Source organism: Bacteroides sp. L10-4 (assembly GCF_013373675.1).
Classification (GTDB): Bacteria; Bacteroidota; Bacteroidia; order Bacteroidales; family Bacteroidaceae; genus Bacteroides; species Bacteroides muris.
The window spans coordinates 14872-31346 of record NZ_JABXJH010000031.1 but is presented as its reverse complement, the minus strand read 5'-3'; the positions used below and the strand labels follow the sequence as shown (position 1 = coordinate 31346).

Sequence of the window (16475 nt, the reverse complement as noted above, 5' to 3'; positions counted from 1 at the left end):
AAAGCTGTTGCAGTGGTACTGCAAACTAATATGCAGTGCGGCTGCAAGCAATATGCAGTGATGCTGCAAACAGTTTGCAGTAGTACTGCAAAACGTATGCAGCAAGTTTGCAGCTAGCCGGCTGAAACAGAATAGTGAATGGACAGACTTTAAAGGAGAAGTATATGACTAATGATATGAAAGTGTAGTATCGACCATGCTAAGTTCGTGTTTTTTTAGGTAAAGGCGTGAATGCATGGTTCTTTTCTAAATCATGTACTATAGTCATATCCATTACATTTGTATACACTTGTGTGGTTTTAACGCTTTTATGCCCCAATAATTTTTGCACCGTTGTAATGTTTACTCCATTATAAATCAATAGAGTAGCATTAGTATGGCGGGCGGTGTGAAATGAAATCTTTTTTGACAAACCGGCTAGGCGGGAAATCACAATTAAATCCTTGTTCACATTAGAGTTGTCCCTTAAATGAAAGAAACTTTGTAAGTCATCCCGATATTTGTCTAGAATAGCAAGTCCTTTCCCTTCGAATAAGAGATAAAGTGGCAACCTTACTTCTGTACTTGTCTTTATGGATTTATAAACCAGCCAGGGTTCTTGACGAATCTCCATGATGTTATCAGGTGATAAACTGGTAAAATCAGAATATCTCATTCCTGCATAACAACAAAACAAGAATGCATCTAAAGTTTTCTGCAATTTTGTGTATCTGCCAGCCAAGCTTAATTTCTCCAACTTCTCCAACTCTTCAGGAGACAAGTGTGTATGCTTGTTTTCTATAGTTTTAATCTTGTACTTTCGAAAAGCGTATTTTTGTATCTCCATATAATCCTTGTTGATGGCGACATTTATATGTCGCTTCAGATGCTTCATGTGCTTGGCTATCGTATTTGTATGATAACCTCTTGTTTGCAAGAAAGATTCAAAGGAGGATATGAATTCGAATGTCAAATCAGAAAAGGCTACATCCTTTTTGAACTGTTGTAATAATGAAAGAGTGGAGAGATGATTTCGTTTTGTACTTTCTTTTAGAGTAGAGTTTACTATCTCTTGCCTAAAAAAAGGAATAAAAGAGGTTTTGCTCTCGCTTGTGCTCAAAACATCCTTTAGTAACTCTAGTGAAATACGCCTTCCTTGCTGCCACAATTCCAACTCTTTTTTTTCTATCATAGCCATAAACTCATATATCAATCTATTCAGCGCATCTGCATTGGGATGATTCTTCACGACAAGCTTTTTATTGTCCCACTGTTCCGGCTTTAGATAGACTTTGGTTGAGAAGTACTTTTTCTTTCTGTCCAAATAAGCTTCCACTTGTACTAATGCCATTCCTTTTTTATTCAGGCTTTTTTTTCTGTTGTACACTAAATTGTAAATAATCTTGCTCATTTTACTTGATTTAAATTAATACCAATGACAAATAAGACGATATTCTGTACTCTATGAGGTTAGAATAAGAATTAATATCTCTAAAAAGTGTCTTTTTGTGTTTAGCTATTAATCGGTATTTAGCCTCCACAAACTCTCAATTTGTTTCAAAATCAGGCCTATTCTCTGTTTTAGCGGCTTATTTATTAACCATTTTGTTTTAAAATATGTGTATTCCTTGGGAAAATCACCCTAAAAGAGGAAATCATAGTGATAGTAAACATAAGCTAGTTTAGGTTTTTTAAGTATGAAAAATCTGTTATTAAGCATAAAGTAACATATTTAATTAACAAATTGATAGATTTACAAGGTTTTTTCAATAAAACAGTAGTTCGTTTCAGTTTTATTAATATATTTGCACTTTGTTAGAGTAAAGAAACAATTAATGTAAAGTTAAACTTTAAGAGAGAATTTATGAAAAGAAAATTAATGCTGTTATTGGCCTGTCTTTTTGTCGGAATAGGCCTAGTAACTGCCCAAACCCAGAAGGTTACAGGTGTTGTAATTTCTGAAGAAGACGGGCAGCCAGTTATTGGAGCCTCTGTATTGGTAAAAGGTACACAAATTGGTGCCATTACCGGTGTAGATGGTGATTTTACATTACCAAACGTACCAAGTTCCGCGAAAACTCTGGTAATTTCGTATATTGGTATGCAGACGCAGGAGGTGGCGATTAAGTCACATGTGAAAGTGACAATGAGAAGCAATGCAGAAGCTTTGGATGAGGTTGTGGTAGTGGCATACGGTACTGCTAAAAAAGAATCGTTGACCGGTTCTATCTCGGTGGTTGACAATAAGAAAATAGAGAAGCGCATCACAACCAGCGTAACCGGTGCACTTGAAGGTGCCGCACCGGGTGTACAAGTGAACAATACATATGGTGAACCCGGTTCTACCCCCAGCATCCGTATCCGTGGTTTTGGTACATTGGTTTCAGGTGCTTCAGATCCTCTGTATGTAGTGGACGGAGTCCCTTTCGATGGAAACATGGCCGAACTAAACTCTAATGATATTGAAAGCATGTCCATCTTGAAAGATGCTGCTTCGGCTGCATTATACGGTAACCGTGCCGCTAACGGTGTTGTCATCATTACAACCAAGAGCGGACGAAACACTCACAAACCGAGTATTACGCTGCAAATGAATCAAGGTATGTATAACAGAGGTATTCCCGAGTACGACCGTCTGGATGCAGACCGCTGGATGGAAGCTACCTGGATGGCCAAGAAGAATGCCATGATGAGCAATGCCGGCATGTCGGCAAGCGATGCTGCCGCATACGCCACGGGACACGTGGTTAGTGAATCTATCGGTCGTAATATCTACAATGCCGCTGATGATAAGTTGTTTGACAATAACGGTAAACTGATTGCCACTCGCTTGGCTGGCTATGACGACTTGGACTGGCAGAATGCCATCGAACGCACGGGACACCGTCAGGAATACAATCTTTCCGCTGCCACTTCGGGAGAGAAATACAACGTGTATTCTTCCATAGGCTATTTGAATGAGAAAGGATATGTAAAAGCCACAGGTTACGAACGTTTCTCCGGGCGTATCAACACTACTTATACGCCTAACAAATGGTTTAAGGGTGGCGTGAACCTGACCGGCTCGTGGACCAAGCGTAACTATAACAGTAATGCCAACGGCAGCTATTACGCCAATCCGTTCTACATTACCCGTTATATGGCTCCGGTCTATCCGTTGTTTATGCACAATGCCGACGGTACATACCAATTGGATGCCGATGGTAACAGAATCTATGACACCACGTCATCTTATCTGAGTAACCGCAACATCGCTTACGAAATGTTGTATAATAAGCAGGAAAGTGTGCGCAACGTATTGGGTGGACAAGCTTTTGCTACCATCTCGTTGCCGTATGGACTTTCATTAACTGTAAAAGGTGACCTGAACAACAGCACTTCGAACAATAAGAAATATGACAATCCCGAAATTGGAGACGGTGCTACGAATGGCGGTCGTTTGACAAGTTATGCCTACCAATACAAGACTATAACCTTGCAGGAAATTCTGAGCTGGAACTATCAATTTAATCAGGTACACAACGTGGAAGCTATGGTGGCTCACGAGAACTATAGTTGGGAGCGCAAGTACACTTCCGGAATGAACACCGGTATGGCTGTAGACGGAAACCTCACGATGGGCAACTTCCTCAACAACTCTTATTTTTCCGGAAGTGATGATGAGGACAAGACGGAGTCTTATCTGGCACGCGTAAAGTACAATTATGACAACCGTTATTTCGTAGAAGGTTCGTTCCGTCGTGACGGTTCCTCACGCTTCCATAAGGACAATCGCTGGGGTAACTTCTATTCTGTGGGTGCCAGCTGGAACATGAAACAAGAAGCTTTCTTGCAAGATGTAGATTGGGTGGATGCCTTGAAGTTGCGCGCGTCCTATGGTGAAGTCGGTAACAATATGGGCGTAAGCCTTTATGGTCACATGGCTCTTTATACCATTGACAAGAACGGTGGTGAAGCCGCTTTGGTAAAACAATCACTTTCAGCACCGGACATCAAATGGGAAACTACACAGACGGTGGATGTTGCCGTAGAGGGGCGTCTGTTCAACCGTCTAAACTTCCAAATAGGCTATTTCGACAAACGTTCCAAAGACCTGCTGTTTGAGGTACGCCTGCCGCTTTCTGCCGGTTCTTATCCTTGGGTTGACGACAGTGCCCCGATGAACCTGACGCAATACAAGAATATCGGTACCGTGTCCAACCGTGGCTGGGAAATTTCTTTGAATGCCGATGTCATCAACAACAATGACTGGAAATGGAACATCGGTGTAGACGCTACTTTCCTGAAGAATAAAATCGTGAAACTGCCCGATGGAAAGGACATCTTGCATGGTATGCAAAACTATTCCGAAGGACACTCCATCTACGAATGGTACACTTATCATTTCGAAGGTGTAGACCAAATGACCGGTACCTCTCTCTATACACTGGACCCGGACAAGAAATCCGCTGCCCAAGAAGCCGGTGCATTGACTACCATCAATGGTACAGATTATGCTACCGCGACTTCATACGCCAAACGTGACTGGGCCGGTAGTGCACTCCCTACGGTTTACGGTTCTATCAGCTCGGCTCTTTCTTGGAAAAACTGGGATTTGAACATGCTGTTTACTTATTCTTTAGGCGGTAAAACATACGATGGTAGTTATGCCAGCTTGATGGGGGTGTCCGAATCCGGTGCTGCCGGTAGCGCTTACCACAAGGACATCCTGAATTCTTGGAAAGAAGTTCCTGCGGGAATGACAGAAACTTCTGCCAATCGCATTGATCCGAATGGAACTCCGCGCGCCGACTTTTACAAATCGTCCGACCTGAATGCCACCAGTGACCGCTGGCTGACAAGCTCTTCTTACTTCGTATTCAAGAACCTGAATCTCTCCTACAGCTTGCCCAAGCGTTGGCTGAAAAGTGTAGGTATAGAAGGCCTTTCGCTGACTGCCGGTGTAGAGAACCTTTTTACATTGACTTCACGCAAAGGATTGAATCCGCAGTATTCCTTCAACGGAGGTTCGGACGATACGTATGTGACAGCCCGTGTTTATAACTTCGGACTGACTGTGAAATTCTAAAGGTATAACCATATAATTTGTATTAGAAATGAAAAAGATTATCAATAAATTGTTCGCAGGAAGCCTATTGGCAGGTATGATGCTGGTGTCTTCTTGCGCCGGTGACTATCTGGATACAGCACCTACTGACTCAACCGGAGCAACCGATGCCGTAGGTACCACGGCCAATGCCATGAAGGCATTGAACGGTATCGCCAAAATCATGACGACACAACACTCCTATTTTGGAGGTGGATTTGCTGGTGAGAACAACATAATGATTCAGTACGAAAGCTACCCGAGTGAAAATTACAATTACAACGTCTATGCATCCGGATGGTCTCCTATCTTCAATCAAGAGTTCCATACGCGTACCAACTCCATTTACGATGCTTACGCATGGTATTACTATTATACCATTGCAGGTAATGCTAACACCATTCTTGCCAATATAGACAATGCCGAAGGTACGGAAGCGGAAAGGAATTTTGTCAAGGCATCTGCACTGACTTTTCGTGCATATGCTTTCGAAAAACTGGTACACTACTATTGCTGGCGCTGGCAAGATTCCAACAATGGCGCTTCGCAGGGGATAGTACTTCGTTTGGACGAATCTACCGATGGACAAGGTTATGCCACATTAGCTGAAACATATACACAGATTTATAAAGATTTGGATGAAGCCATTATGTTGTTTGAGCAAAGCGGTATGGACCGTAATGCCTCACAAGTATGGATGCCGAACATCAATGTGGCACATGCCATCTACGCCCGTGCCGCTCTTACCAAGCAAGATTATACCAAAGCATTGACTGAAGCTAAGCTGGCTCGCCAGAACTACCCACTCATGAGCAATGCAGAATATCATGCAGGGTTCTGTAATCCGACCAGTGAATGGATTTTCGGAAGCTTTGGTAGTGCACAAGAGAATAACTGGTATTGGAGTTATGGTACTCAGTATGCATGCAACGGATATTATGCGAGCACTCAACAGACCGGTGCAGGTTCTATTGGTCGTGAATTGATTAACCGCATTCCTAACAACGATGCCCGTAAAGCATTGTTCCTAACAGAAGACAAATTTCCCGGCTATAACTTCAATGACGGTTCAGCCATGGATTTAGGCTACGGCATTCTTGGAATGGGAAATGATGCGGAAAAAGCAGATGCTCTTTGGGAAGATGCAGCTGCCTATTGTCAGAAAATGGCGGTCAGTGGCCTGGAGGCTCCCTATCAGGCCGGTTACATGCATTTGGGCGGACAACTGAAGTTTTATGTATTCGACACTCCGGGCGTCAGCTACCTGCCTTTCATCCGTTCATCGGAAATGGTATTGGTAGAGGCAGAGGCTAATTATTTCTTGAATGACGAGACTGCTGCTCGTGCCTCACTGGTAGAACTGAATGCCACTTCCGGACGTAATCCTGAATACACTTGCGACAAGAGTGGCGAAGCTCTTTGGAATGAAATTATGGACTATCGCGAATTGGAACTCTGGGGTGAAGGTTTTGCATGGAGCGACTACAAGAGATGGAACCGCGACATAGTCCGTCACAGTTTTGCCGAAGGTGGTAATGCTCACATTTCCGTTGCAAAAACCATTCCTGCCTCCGGTGTCAACAAATGGACATGGGATGTACCTCTGAATGAAACTGATTACAACGATGAGTTGAATCTTGGAGGAAAATAATTCTACCGGAATTATTCTATAAATAAAGTGTTTTTTGAGAGAGGGGATGCTATAAAGCATTCCCTCTGTTATTAGAGGAGAACAATAAAAGCGTTTCCACACTATTCTCAGGATATTTGCCTGCCATTTGGTATTCATCAATAATCACTAGAGGGGAGGGCTATCTATATAGCGCAAGTGGGAAAGGCAAGTACTTTGCTCCACCTCAATTCGTAAAACGTACTTTGGTAAACAGATATTTCATCAAGAAGAAAATAAGGATAGATGATATGTGAGAAATGTGGAGTTCTCAAAAGAGTCCTGTACTTCTCATACCTGCGGAACAATCAACTTTTAAAAAACAATAACTATCAATTATCCATAATCTTATAAAAATGTCGTATGTTTGCAATTAGATAAATGCATGAATATGGATTCTAAAAAACAACTCTACATCATTAGTGGTTGTAATGGTGCTGGTAAGACTACGGCATCTTACACTGTGCTACCGGATGTTCTGGAATGCAAGGAGTTTGTTAATGCAGATGAAATAGCTCGTGGATTATCTCCTTTCAATCCCGAAAGTATGGCTATTGAAGCCGGACGGTTGATGTTACAAAGGATTAATGAATTGCTGAGAAATCAACAAAACTTTTCTATAGAAACCACACTTGCCACAAGAACTTACACCCGCCTTGTCCATCGTGCGCAAGAGCAAGGATATAAAGTCAATTTAATATATTTCTGGTTGAGTTCGCCCGACTTGGCTATTCAGCGTGTAGCCCAACGTGTACGTAATGGTGGGCACGACATTCCCAAAGAGGTTGTGATTCGGCGTTATCAAGCAGGTATCAATAACTTTTTCAATATTTATATGCCCCGTGTGGACTATTGGCTATTGGCAGATAATAGCGAGACACCCCGTATTATTGTTGCTGAAGGCGGACGAGGAATGGAAATGCATATACATCATATTGAACGATTTAATAAAATACAAAGTTATGTCAGAGAATGAGAGAAAAGAACTGAGCGAAAAGTTACATTTCGGTTTGGCATTAGCCGAACGTCGTATGCTTGAGGAAAAAGCATTGCGCAATGAATGCATTATACAAGGCTTGCCCAATGGAGAGATTAAAAGTGTACCGGCACGTATCATGCTACATAGACTTTATGGAGAAGAACTGAAGCAATAGGAGTATTCTTTCTTCAATAAACACAAGCCTGAATTGTTTGCACGATACGAGAATCAGCGCGGATTACAAGAGTACATTCTTTATTACCCTGAATTATAATAAGAAATATATCCACTCAGTCTTCGTTATTCTATATAGACTATATTCCCTTACAAGAAGCCTTCCCCATTAGGAAAATGTAAGCCAAAACAAAAACATTGTTTACTACATAAATCTTTGGGGAATTAAAGAACTAAACCTTGACTGAACAATCGTTTTTCCATCCGAAAAGGGAGGTTTACATTTTTGACATACTCCCAATGGTAGTTTTTCGCAGTTACAGAATTCTTTACTTCAATTACTTTTGTATTTGGAATAAACAAACGGATATCTCCATTTAAAATAAGGACAATTGCATAGTGTTCTAAGCATAAAATGGATAAATGGGTAAGATGGTATCTATGTAACCTTTATAATTTCAATAATATTTTATATAATGCTTTACATTTTCATGGATGTAACAAACAATACAAGTAAATAATTGACAAAAAACAACTAAACGATAGATGTTGACATACTCATTCATTCTTAAAAAAAAGAAATCCTAACGTTATGATTATAACATATTAGTATAGAATCAGACTACTATAAATCAGCACATTACTATTACAGATAGTATCATATAAGTAGATTGTCATGTATAGTGAACATGTATAGAGTATCTCCCAAAGGGGAACACTTCCTTTTGAAGCTTTCTTGAATTATTGTACATCCTTTATTACCAACAAGATACACACATTGTAGTTCCGCGAAAACTCTGGTAATTTCGTATATTGGTATGCAGACGCAGGAGGTGGCGATTAAATCTCACGTAAGAGTAGTCATGAAATCTGACTCTGAGCTACTTGAAGAGGTTGTGATTACCGGATATGGTTCGGGACAGAAACTAGGTTCGGTAGTAGGTTCAGTAACTGCGGTAGGCAGTGAAAAACTTGAAAAGAAGCCCGTAGCAAATGTTGCTGACGCCCTTCAAGGACAAGTTGCCGGTTTGCAAGTTTTCACTCCAAGTGGTGAACCAAGTCAATCAGTACGCATGCGTTTGCGTGGTGTAAGTTCTATTAATAGTTCTTCTGAGCCGTTATTCATTTTGGATGGTTCACCAATTTCTGCTGGCACATTTACTGCACTTAACCCAAACGACATCGAAAGTATGACTGTATTGAAAGATGCTTCTTCTACAGCTATTTACGGTTCACGTGCAGCCAATGGTGTTGTTATCTTGACTTCCAAGAAAGGTAAGAGAGGAAGTAAGGCTACCATTAATATCAGTGCACAATATGGTGTCTCCCGCATGACAGGTGACAATGTGGAAATGATGAATGCTCAACAATGGCTGAACTTCCAAGAGGCTCTTGATCCGTCTATGAAAAACAATGCTGCTTTCCAGGAAAAGAAAAACTTCTATATCAACAACGGAATTTCTACTGACTGGGCAGACATATTTTTCGGTGGTTCTGCGCCTGTACAACAATATGATTTGAATGTTTCTGGTGGTACAGATGCTGTCAACTATTACTTTGCTTTCGGACACTATGATGCTGACGGTATCATGGATGACTCCAATCTGCGTCGTGAAACCTTGCGTTCCAACTTGGAATCGAACATCAACAAATGGTTGAAAGCAGGTATCAACCTGAACCTATCTTATCAGAAATATTCTACTACTGCATTTGGTGGTAGTGGAAACAACGTTTATAACAAAGCATACGCTTCACGTGTTTACCGTCCTACCCAGACCTATTATGAGATTTTGAAAGATGATAACGGCAACTTCCTCGGATTTGGCGACCGTTTGAATTTCTTTGATGAACTGGGCTATTGGAACCCTTATTACTTGTCTGAAATCCAGCCGGGAAACAATACAATGGCTCGTATCAATGGGAATACTTATGTGAACATCAACCCTATCAAGGGATTAAACATCCGCGCTGCACAGGCTATGGAAGCTTTTGACTACCGCACTTCCGGAGTGGCTCTTCCTATGGAGCCGTTTAAAGATGCCGGTACTGCAAAAGAATCGTTCCAACGCTACTATGCGTTTACTTATACGAACACTGCCGAATACAAATTCACGGCTTGGGATAGAAACCACTTCTCGTTTTTGTTGGGACAAGAGTCTATTATCCGTAAGAATGAAAGCTTTGGTGTGTCTGTAGAAGGTTTGACAGATACACGACTGATGCTGATGTCTGCCGGTGCTACTCCCAAGATGCCGTCACACAGCAAGAACAACACTGTGTTCAATTCTTACTTTGTGACTGGTAGCTACAACTTCGATGAAAAATACTACTTGGATGCCACTTTCCGACGCGATGGTTCTTCTTTGTTTGGACTCAATAACCAGTGGGGTAATTTCTGGTCGGCAGGCGCCATGTGGGATTTGAAGAAAGAGGCTTTCTTGAATGATGTGGATTGGCTGGACGACTTGCAACTGAAAGTCAGCTACGGTTCGGTTGGTAACTCCTTGGGCTTGGATCCCTACATGTCATTCGGTTTGATTGGTACCGGTCCGCTTTATGGTGGAACTTCAGGTACGGCTGTCGCCAATCCGGCCAATCCGGATTTGACTTGGGAGGTTCTGAAATCCACCAACGTGGCATTAAGCACTCGCTTGTTCGACCGCGTAAGCCTGGATGTGGAATACTATCAGCGCAAGACCGAGGATATGTTGATGGAAATTCCTTACTCTTATACAACCGGATTCAGTACAGGCTGGGGTAATGTAGCCAGTATGGTGAACCGTGGGGTGGATATTACTGCCAATGTGGACATTTTAAAGAATGTAAACGGCTTAGACTGGAGCATATCGGCTAACGTGAACTATAACAAGAACGAGATTACGGAACTGTTCAACGGCTTGGACGAATATGTGTTGGCAAATACCGGCTTGAAGTTGCAGAAAGGTATGCCTTACGGTGAATATTACTATGTACGTTGGGCAGGCGTAGATTCACGTGATGGTTACAACATGTGGTATGACAAAAATGGTAACCTGACCAAAAACTTTTCTGATGATGATGCTGTATTTACAGGTAAACAGCGCTATGCTCCATGGTCAGGCGGTTTTGGTACACGTGCAAGTTGGAAAGGTATCACCGTAGCAGCTGATTTCTCGTTCATGTTGGGACAATACATGGTAAACAACGAACGTTGGTTCACGGAGAATCCTACCTTTGCAGCTAAGAATAACCAAACAACTGAAATGCTGACTATGTGGCAAAAACCAGGTGATATTACCAATATCTCTTGCGTAGACTCTCCGATGCAGTTTGATACGCACTTGCTGGAAAATGCTTCTTTCATGCGTCTGAAGAACCTAACCGTAAGCTATACATTCCCGCAACGCTGGATGAAGAAGACCGGTTTTATGGAAAACGCCAAAGTATTCTTCGTAGGACGTAATTTGTGGACTGTGACTAAGTACAAAGGATACGATCCTGAAATTGACAGCAATATACAATTAGGCAACTACCCGAATACCAAACAGTTCTCATTCGGTGTAGAACTGACTTTCTAAACCATTAACCATAAAAAGAGGATAAACAGATATGAAGAAATTACATATATTATTAGCGGCAGCTCTTCTTGCCGCTGGATTCTCTTCCTGCGACATGGAGAAATATCCATATAATGCCGTAGAAGAGTCTTTATACATGACCAGTACCACCGACTTTGCCAATGCGCGAATCGGTCTATATTCCAGTTACCGCGGATTGACTACCGGTGGATATATTTTATTGCCCGAAATGCAGTGCGATGACTTCAATGCTACGGTAGGATACTCCAATTCATATGGAAATATGTACCGTTGGGATTTTCAAAGTTCTGATGGAAATATCCAAAACTACTGGAGCAATTACTATTTACTGATTGCACGTTGCAACTATTTTATTGATAGCTACCTAAAACTTAAAGAAGGCAATACCAGTTTTAGCGATGCTGACATGGCTAAAATTAGAGCATACGTTGGTGAAGCCTACTTTACAAGAGCCTTTTCATATTTCAATTTAGCCAATCACTTCTGTAAGGCATACAATAGTGCCAGCGCAGATGCGGATTTAGGAATGCCGTTACAACTGACGTACGCTCCAACTTCTAATTCAGCTGTCTATCCGGGGCGTTCTTCCATGAAAGAGACTTTTGCACAGATTATAAGCGACTTGGACAATGCCAAAGAATTAGTAAACATTGGACTTGCCTTGGACAAAGGCAAGTCTGCTATCAATTACATTTCCACAGATGTTGTGACTGCTTTACAGGCACGCGTAGCATTACAGATGAAAGATTATGCTGCCGCTGCTACTGCTGCCACTTCACTGATTGCTGCCGGCAAATATGCTTTGGTTAATTCGGCCGAAACATTCCGCGGCATGTGGGTGAATGATATGAGCAGCGAGGTGATGTGGCAGATTTACATGAGTGCGGACGAATTGGGCAGTGCAACCGGAACCTCTTTCTGGGGACAATATCAGGAAGATCCTGCTAAAGTAACAACGGATTACATCCCGACAGGTAAATTGGTAGATTTGTATGAGAAGAATGATATCCGTTTCGCGGCTTTCTTTGCTCCTTTCACATTGAATGTAGCTACAGGTGCCCAAGGTAACATCTATATGTTCGACAAATATCCCGGTAATCCCGATATCTATACTATAGTAGGCGTAGATAATCACTACACAAACAAGTCCAAGCCATTCCGTATTGCCGAGCAGTACTTGATTGCTGCCGAAGCATACGCCGGCCAGGGCAACGTTACCGAAGCTGCCAAATATCTGAACGATTTGAAGCGCAACCGTATTGAAGGTTATACAGACCGTACTTTCAACAGTGCCGACCTGCTGATGGCTGAAATCCGCGATGAGCGCCACAGGGAATTGGTAGGTGAAGGATTCCGCCTGTCCGATTTGAAGCGTTGGGGATTGGGAGTAAATCGCCAGAACAATGTACAGGATGCCAACTTGGTATTGTTCCCCGATTCAGAAATTACTACCGCCCTTGAGAAGGCAGCTGATGACTTCCGTATGGTATGGCCTATTCCCAAGGCTGAAACGGACGTGAATCCTCAAATCAGAAACCAACAGAATCCCGGTTATTAATCATTAAAAAAAGACGTAAATATGAAATATCTTAAATTATTAGTTCTTTTCCTTTTACCGTTGACCTTTGTTGCTTGCGACGATGATGAAGAGGTTATGAACTCGGGTAACGCCACGGTTGAGTTTGGTGAAGCAACCATAACTACAAGAGAAAGTACCTCTATGTTACAAATTCCCATTGTACTCACAGGCGACCACAATGGTACTGTTCGGGTAACGGCCAAAATGAGTGGAAGTACCGCCAACTTCGAGAACAACAAAGACGTGATTGTGACTACCGAAACATTGGTAATGCCCGAAGGCGTTGAGACTGTCAATTTTGAAGCTCATTTAAACGTAGCTAATGATGCCATCGAAAGTGGTCGTTCCATTACGTTCGAAATTGTAAGCGTAGAAGGTGCAACCATAGGGAATATCAAAACTTGCACAGTAGAACTGAAAGAGAACAATCCGTTGGAAGGCATTTATACGCTTTCTGGATACAGCCCATTTGATGGCGCAGTCAGCAGCGAAAAGTGCATGCTCAGCATGGAAGAGTGAATCAACGATGTAGCTTACTTAGATCTTGGATTCGGTGGTTTGCTTACTATCAACCTTGAAGAAGTTATACCTGGTACGAAATATAACATCACAATCCCCGGAGCGCAAGTTATTGGAACTCATTCTTCATACGGAAATGTGTTGTTCCCCTATTGTGAATTTACAGGTACTGGTGTAACTCCCTACAAGACTGATATTATCGGTGTATATGAATCAGGCATAATCACATTAAATACACCTGAAAATTTTGGTGTAGGATTCTATGTTAGTGCCGGTTGGTTTGGTGCGTATGTTGCCTATACCGATAAGAATGGTACGCTTGTTCCTGTCACTTTGCGCAAATAAGCAGCACTTGTCTGTTTGATTTAAAAGAAGAGGGTGCCATTTTGGTGCCCTTTTCTTATAACATAATAATGCATCAACGTTATGAAAACAAGATTTTACGTACTTATCTTTTTGATGGGAGTGATTTCCTCTATCAGTAGTTGTTCGGACGATGAAGTAACACCGGTTTTGGATGTTCATGCACAATCGGGCAACCTGGTGATGGAACCGCAGGCGAATGCCCAATTGGACATCCATTTTGTCTGTAACAATGCCTGGCAGGCGCAGGTAGATGTCAATTGGGTAGTACTTTCCTCAATGAAAGGGGAAGCAGGGGACATAACTCTTTCCTTGTTAGCTAAAGAAGATAACCGTACCGGCGAAGACCGCACCGGTACATTGATTTTGACTTCGGCCGGACTTACCAAGGAAATAAAATTCACACAGAAACAAACTGAGGTGTTGAACGTAATCCAGACCTTATATACAATCCCTGCAACAGGTGGCAAGATTGACATTGATTTTGCCTCAAACCTACAGAATTGCCATTTTATGCTTGTAGCAGAAAATGGGATACCCGAGTGGATTACGCAAGAGCCAAACAGCCAGACCAAAACTCTACGAAATGAAAAAATCAGTCTGACCATCCTGCCTAATCATAAACTGGTGGAGCGAAAAGCTAACATTCAAATATATGCCGTAGATATGCAGAATGAGTCCAACGTGCTCTTGAAATCACCACGCATCTCCATTTGTCAAAATGCCAATGAGGTAGGTATCTCTACAGACATGACCACCAAGGATAAGAAAGTAAAAGTCTTGCAAAGGCACAGCAAGGGCAATGGAGTACCTATCGTCATCATGGGTGATGGCTTCTTGGATTGTGACATCGAAATAGATACCAAAGACAATTACTACTATAAAATGATGGAAAAAGCCATGGAAAACTTCTTTTCCGAGGAACCCGTACAATCGTTGCGCGAATACTTTGATGTGTGGATGGTGACTGCCGTATCACAAAACAATGCATTTGGTGGAGCATATAGTACTCGTTTCAGTTGTAAACTGGAAGGAGGTGGCAGCACTGGTATTACCGGCAATCATACATTGGTAAAAGAGTATGCCGCACTTGTGCCTGAGTTGCAAGCTAATCCAAATCTGCTTAATGAAGTAATGGTCATCGTTGTGCTCAATACCGAAGAATATGCCGGCACCACCTACTTCGGATTTGCTAATATGGGAGAGTTTGCCATCGGCTATTGTCCCATCATTAACGGACCGGATGATGAAATGTTTCGCAGGGTGCTGTGTCATGAATGCATTGGGCATGGTTTTACCAAACTACTTGATGAGTATTCGTATGAACAATACGGTACTATCCCTGCTACAGAGATAGAAAAAAACCGAAGAATGCAGCAACAACTGGGCTGGGCCATGAACGTAGATTTCACCAACAACCGCGAAGAAGTGTTGTGGAAACACTTTCTGAATGACAAACGCTATCAAGGAAAAGATTTTTATGGCGAAACACTAGGGGTCTATGAAGGTGCTTGCACATATTGGCGCGGTGCATGGCGTCCTACCTTAGAGAGCATGATGCGCAGCAACACACATGGTTTTAATGCTCCCTCGCGTGAAGCCATCTATAAGCGCGTGATGCACGTAGCCCATGGTTCCGAATGGAAATATGATTACGAAATGTTTGTCGCTTTTGATTTGGCTCACCTACCACAATCTACCAGTACACGTAATACAAACATCAATCCATCTATGAACAAACCATTTGCTGCTCCTCGATATATGGGACATTTTTAATAAGTATCCAAACTGAAAAGGTATGGATTCACGTTGATTTTACAACCTGTATATTCTCTTCCTGGGCCGTGTCGAATGCGCGATACGGCTTTTTTTAGTACGCTCGGCATGAGCATTATCTAACGGGTGCAAGTCCCTAGTAAGCCCTAATAGCGGGAATTACATAGCCAAGAGCAAGGGTGTTCATCGTGAGGTGAAATCTGAAGGAAGCTGGCGGCCAACATCTGACCTAACGAACAGAAACTTCATACAAGGCATATGACTGTGGGTAAGGTTGCTAAACAAACCAAAGCCCTATAGCTATTCGGAACGGTCGGTGTAAATGAAGTGGGTATAAGATGGAAAGATAATGCCCTTATCCGAGGAGGTCTCACGAACGCATGGTGAAGATGAGGTATTCGATGTACCATGACGGAGTAAAGCTTGTCGTGAGAAGTCAGCAGAGGTCATAGTACCCAAGACACGGGTTGTCTATAGGGAAGGACTGAATCGTGCAGTGCAACAGTAAATGACTGCTACCTTGAGAGTCTTTTGTAGTCAGATGTCCGAAAAGGAACTCTCTATTCACACGATAGGACGGAATCCGACAATAGAATAGAAGTGACGTATCTCGAAGGGATGGCTGAAAACAACTTGCCACACACCGTAAGGTGTAAAAGCACGAAACCGCCGTATGCCGAACGGCACGTACGGTGGTGTGGGAGGTCGGTAAATGTGAAAGTAGGAGGTAAATGCCTTTTATGAACAACATTTACCTCCTACCCAATTACTAC

Annotated in this window: 10 protein-coding genes; 9 read left to right on the top strand and 1 reads right to left on the bottom strand. The window is 42.3% G+C overall.

Features of this window, described 5'->3' with window-relative positions:
* Positions 1-199: 199 nt before the first annotated feature.
* On the bottom strand, positions 200-1390 hold the full coding sequence (locus HU824_RS11200) for a site-specific integrase (RefSeq protein WP_176468884.1): 1191 nt from the start codon (positions 1388-1390) through the stop codon (positions 200-202).
* 453 nt (positions 1391-1843) lie between these two features.
* On the opposite strand from HU824_RS11200, the gene HU824_RS11195 reads away from it, so the two are divergent.
* From HU824_RS11195 to HU824_RS11155, 9 genes are all read left to right on the top strand, one after another.
* Complete coding sequence (locus tag HU824_RS11195) at positions 1844-5047, top strand: TonB-dependent receptor (RefSeq protein ID WP_255260499.1); 3204 nt, start codon at positions 1844-1846, stop codon at positions 5045-5047.
* A gap of 28 nt (positions 5048-5075) precedes the next feature.
* The gene (locus tag HU824_RS11190) at positions 5076-6716 is read left to right on the top strand and encodes a RagB/SusD family nutrient uptake outer membrane protein (RefSeq protein ID WP_176468883.1); all 1641 of its coding nucleotides are present in this window, start codon (positions 5076-5078) and stop codon (positions 6714-6716) included.
* A gap of 409 nt (positions 6717-7125) precedes the next feature.
* Positions 7126-7710 (top strand): zeta toxin family protein, encoded by a 585-nt coding sequence (locus HU824_RS11185; protein ID WP_136009510.1) that lies wholly within the window; start codon positions 7126-7128, stop codon positions 7708-7710.
* Positions 7697-7888: a hypothetical protein gene (locus tag HU824_RS11180; protein ID WP_136009511.1), complete on the top strand. Its 192-nt coding sequence runs from the start codon at positions 7697-7699 to the stop codon at positions 7886-7888. Before HU824_RS11185 ends, HU824_RS11180 begins: the two co-directional genes overlap by 14 nt.
* 739 nt (positions 7889-8627) lie before the next feature.
* Positions 8628-11444 (top strand): SusC/RagA family TonB-linked outer membrane protein, encoded by a 2817-nt coding sequence (locus HU824_RS11175; protein ID WP_369692701.1) that lies wholly within the window; start codon positions 8628-8630, stop codon positions 11442-11444.
* A gap of 31 nt (positions 11445-11475) precedes the next feature.
* Positions 11476-13023 carry a RagB/SusD family nutrient uptake outer membrane protein gene (locus tag HU824_RS11170; RefSeq protein ID WP_176468881.1) on the top strand — a complete coding sequence of 516 codons (1548 nt, stop codon included), beginning with the start codon at positions 11476-11478 and terminating at the stop codon, positions 13021-13023.
* Between the two features lie 162 nt (positions 13024-13185).
* A complete protein-coding gene (locus HU824_RS11165; protein WP_176468880.1) occupies positions 13186-13563 on the top strand; it encodes a hypothetical protein in 378 nt (125 codons plus the stop codon).
* Between the two features lie 39 nt (positions 13564-13602).
* Complete coding sequence (locus tag HU824_RS11160) at positions 13603-13908, top strand: hypothetical protein (protein WP_176468879.1); 306 nt, start codon at positions 13603-13605, stop codon at positions 13906-13908.
* A gap of 81 nt (positions 13909-13989) precedes the next feature.
* Entirely contained in the window at positions 13990-15702 is a 1713-nt protein-coding gene (locus tag HU824_RS11155; RefSeq protein WP_176468878.1) for a M64 family metallopeptidase, read from the top strand.
* Positions 15703-16475: the final 773 nt, after the last annotated feature.

What these genes read in the sequence shown, in the direction of transcription:
- HU824_RS11200 (WP_176468884.1), bottom strand. Translation starts at nt 1,390, where the DNA reads ATGAGCAAGATTATTTACAATTTAGTGTACAACAGAAAAAAAAGCCTG.
- HU824_RS11195 (WP_255260499.1), top strand. Translation starts at nt 1,844, where the DNA reads ATGAAAAGAAAATTAATGCTGTTATTGGCCTGTCTTTTTGTCGGAATA.
- HU824_RS11190 (WP_176468883.1), top strand. Translation starts at nt 5,076, where the DNA reads ATGAAAAAGATTATCAATAAATTGTTCGCAGGAAGCCTATTGGCAGGT.
- HU824_RS11185 (WP_136009510.1), top strand. Translation starts at nt 7,126, where the DNA reads ATGGATTCTAAAAAACAACTCTACATCATTAGTGGTTGTAATGGTGCT.
- HU824_RS11180 (WP_136009511.1), top strand. Translation starts at nt 7,697, where the DNA reads ATGTCAGAGAATGAGAGAAAAGAACTGAGCGAAAAGTTACATTTCGGT.
- HU824_RS11170 (WP_176468881.1), top strand. Translation starts at nt 11,476, where the DNA reads ATGAAGAAATTACATATATTATTAGCGGCAGCTCTTCTTGCCGCTGGA.
- HU824_RS11165 (WP_176468880.1), top strand. Translation starts at nt 13,186, where the DNA reads ATGTTACAAATTCCCATTGTACTCACAGGCGACCACAATGGTACTGTT.
- HU824_RS11155 (WP_176468878.1), top strand. Translation starts at nt 13,990, where the DNA reads ATGAAAACAAGATTTTACGTACTTATCTTTTTGATGGGAGTGATTTCC.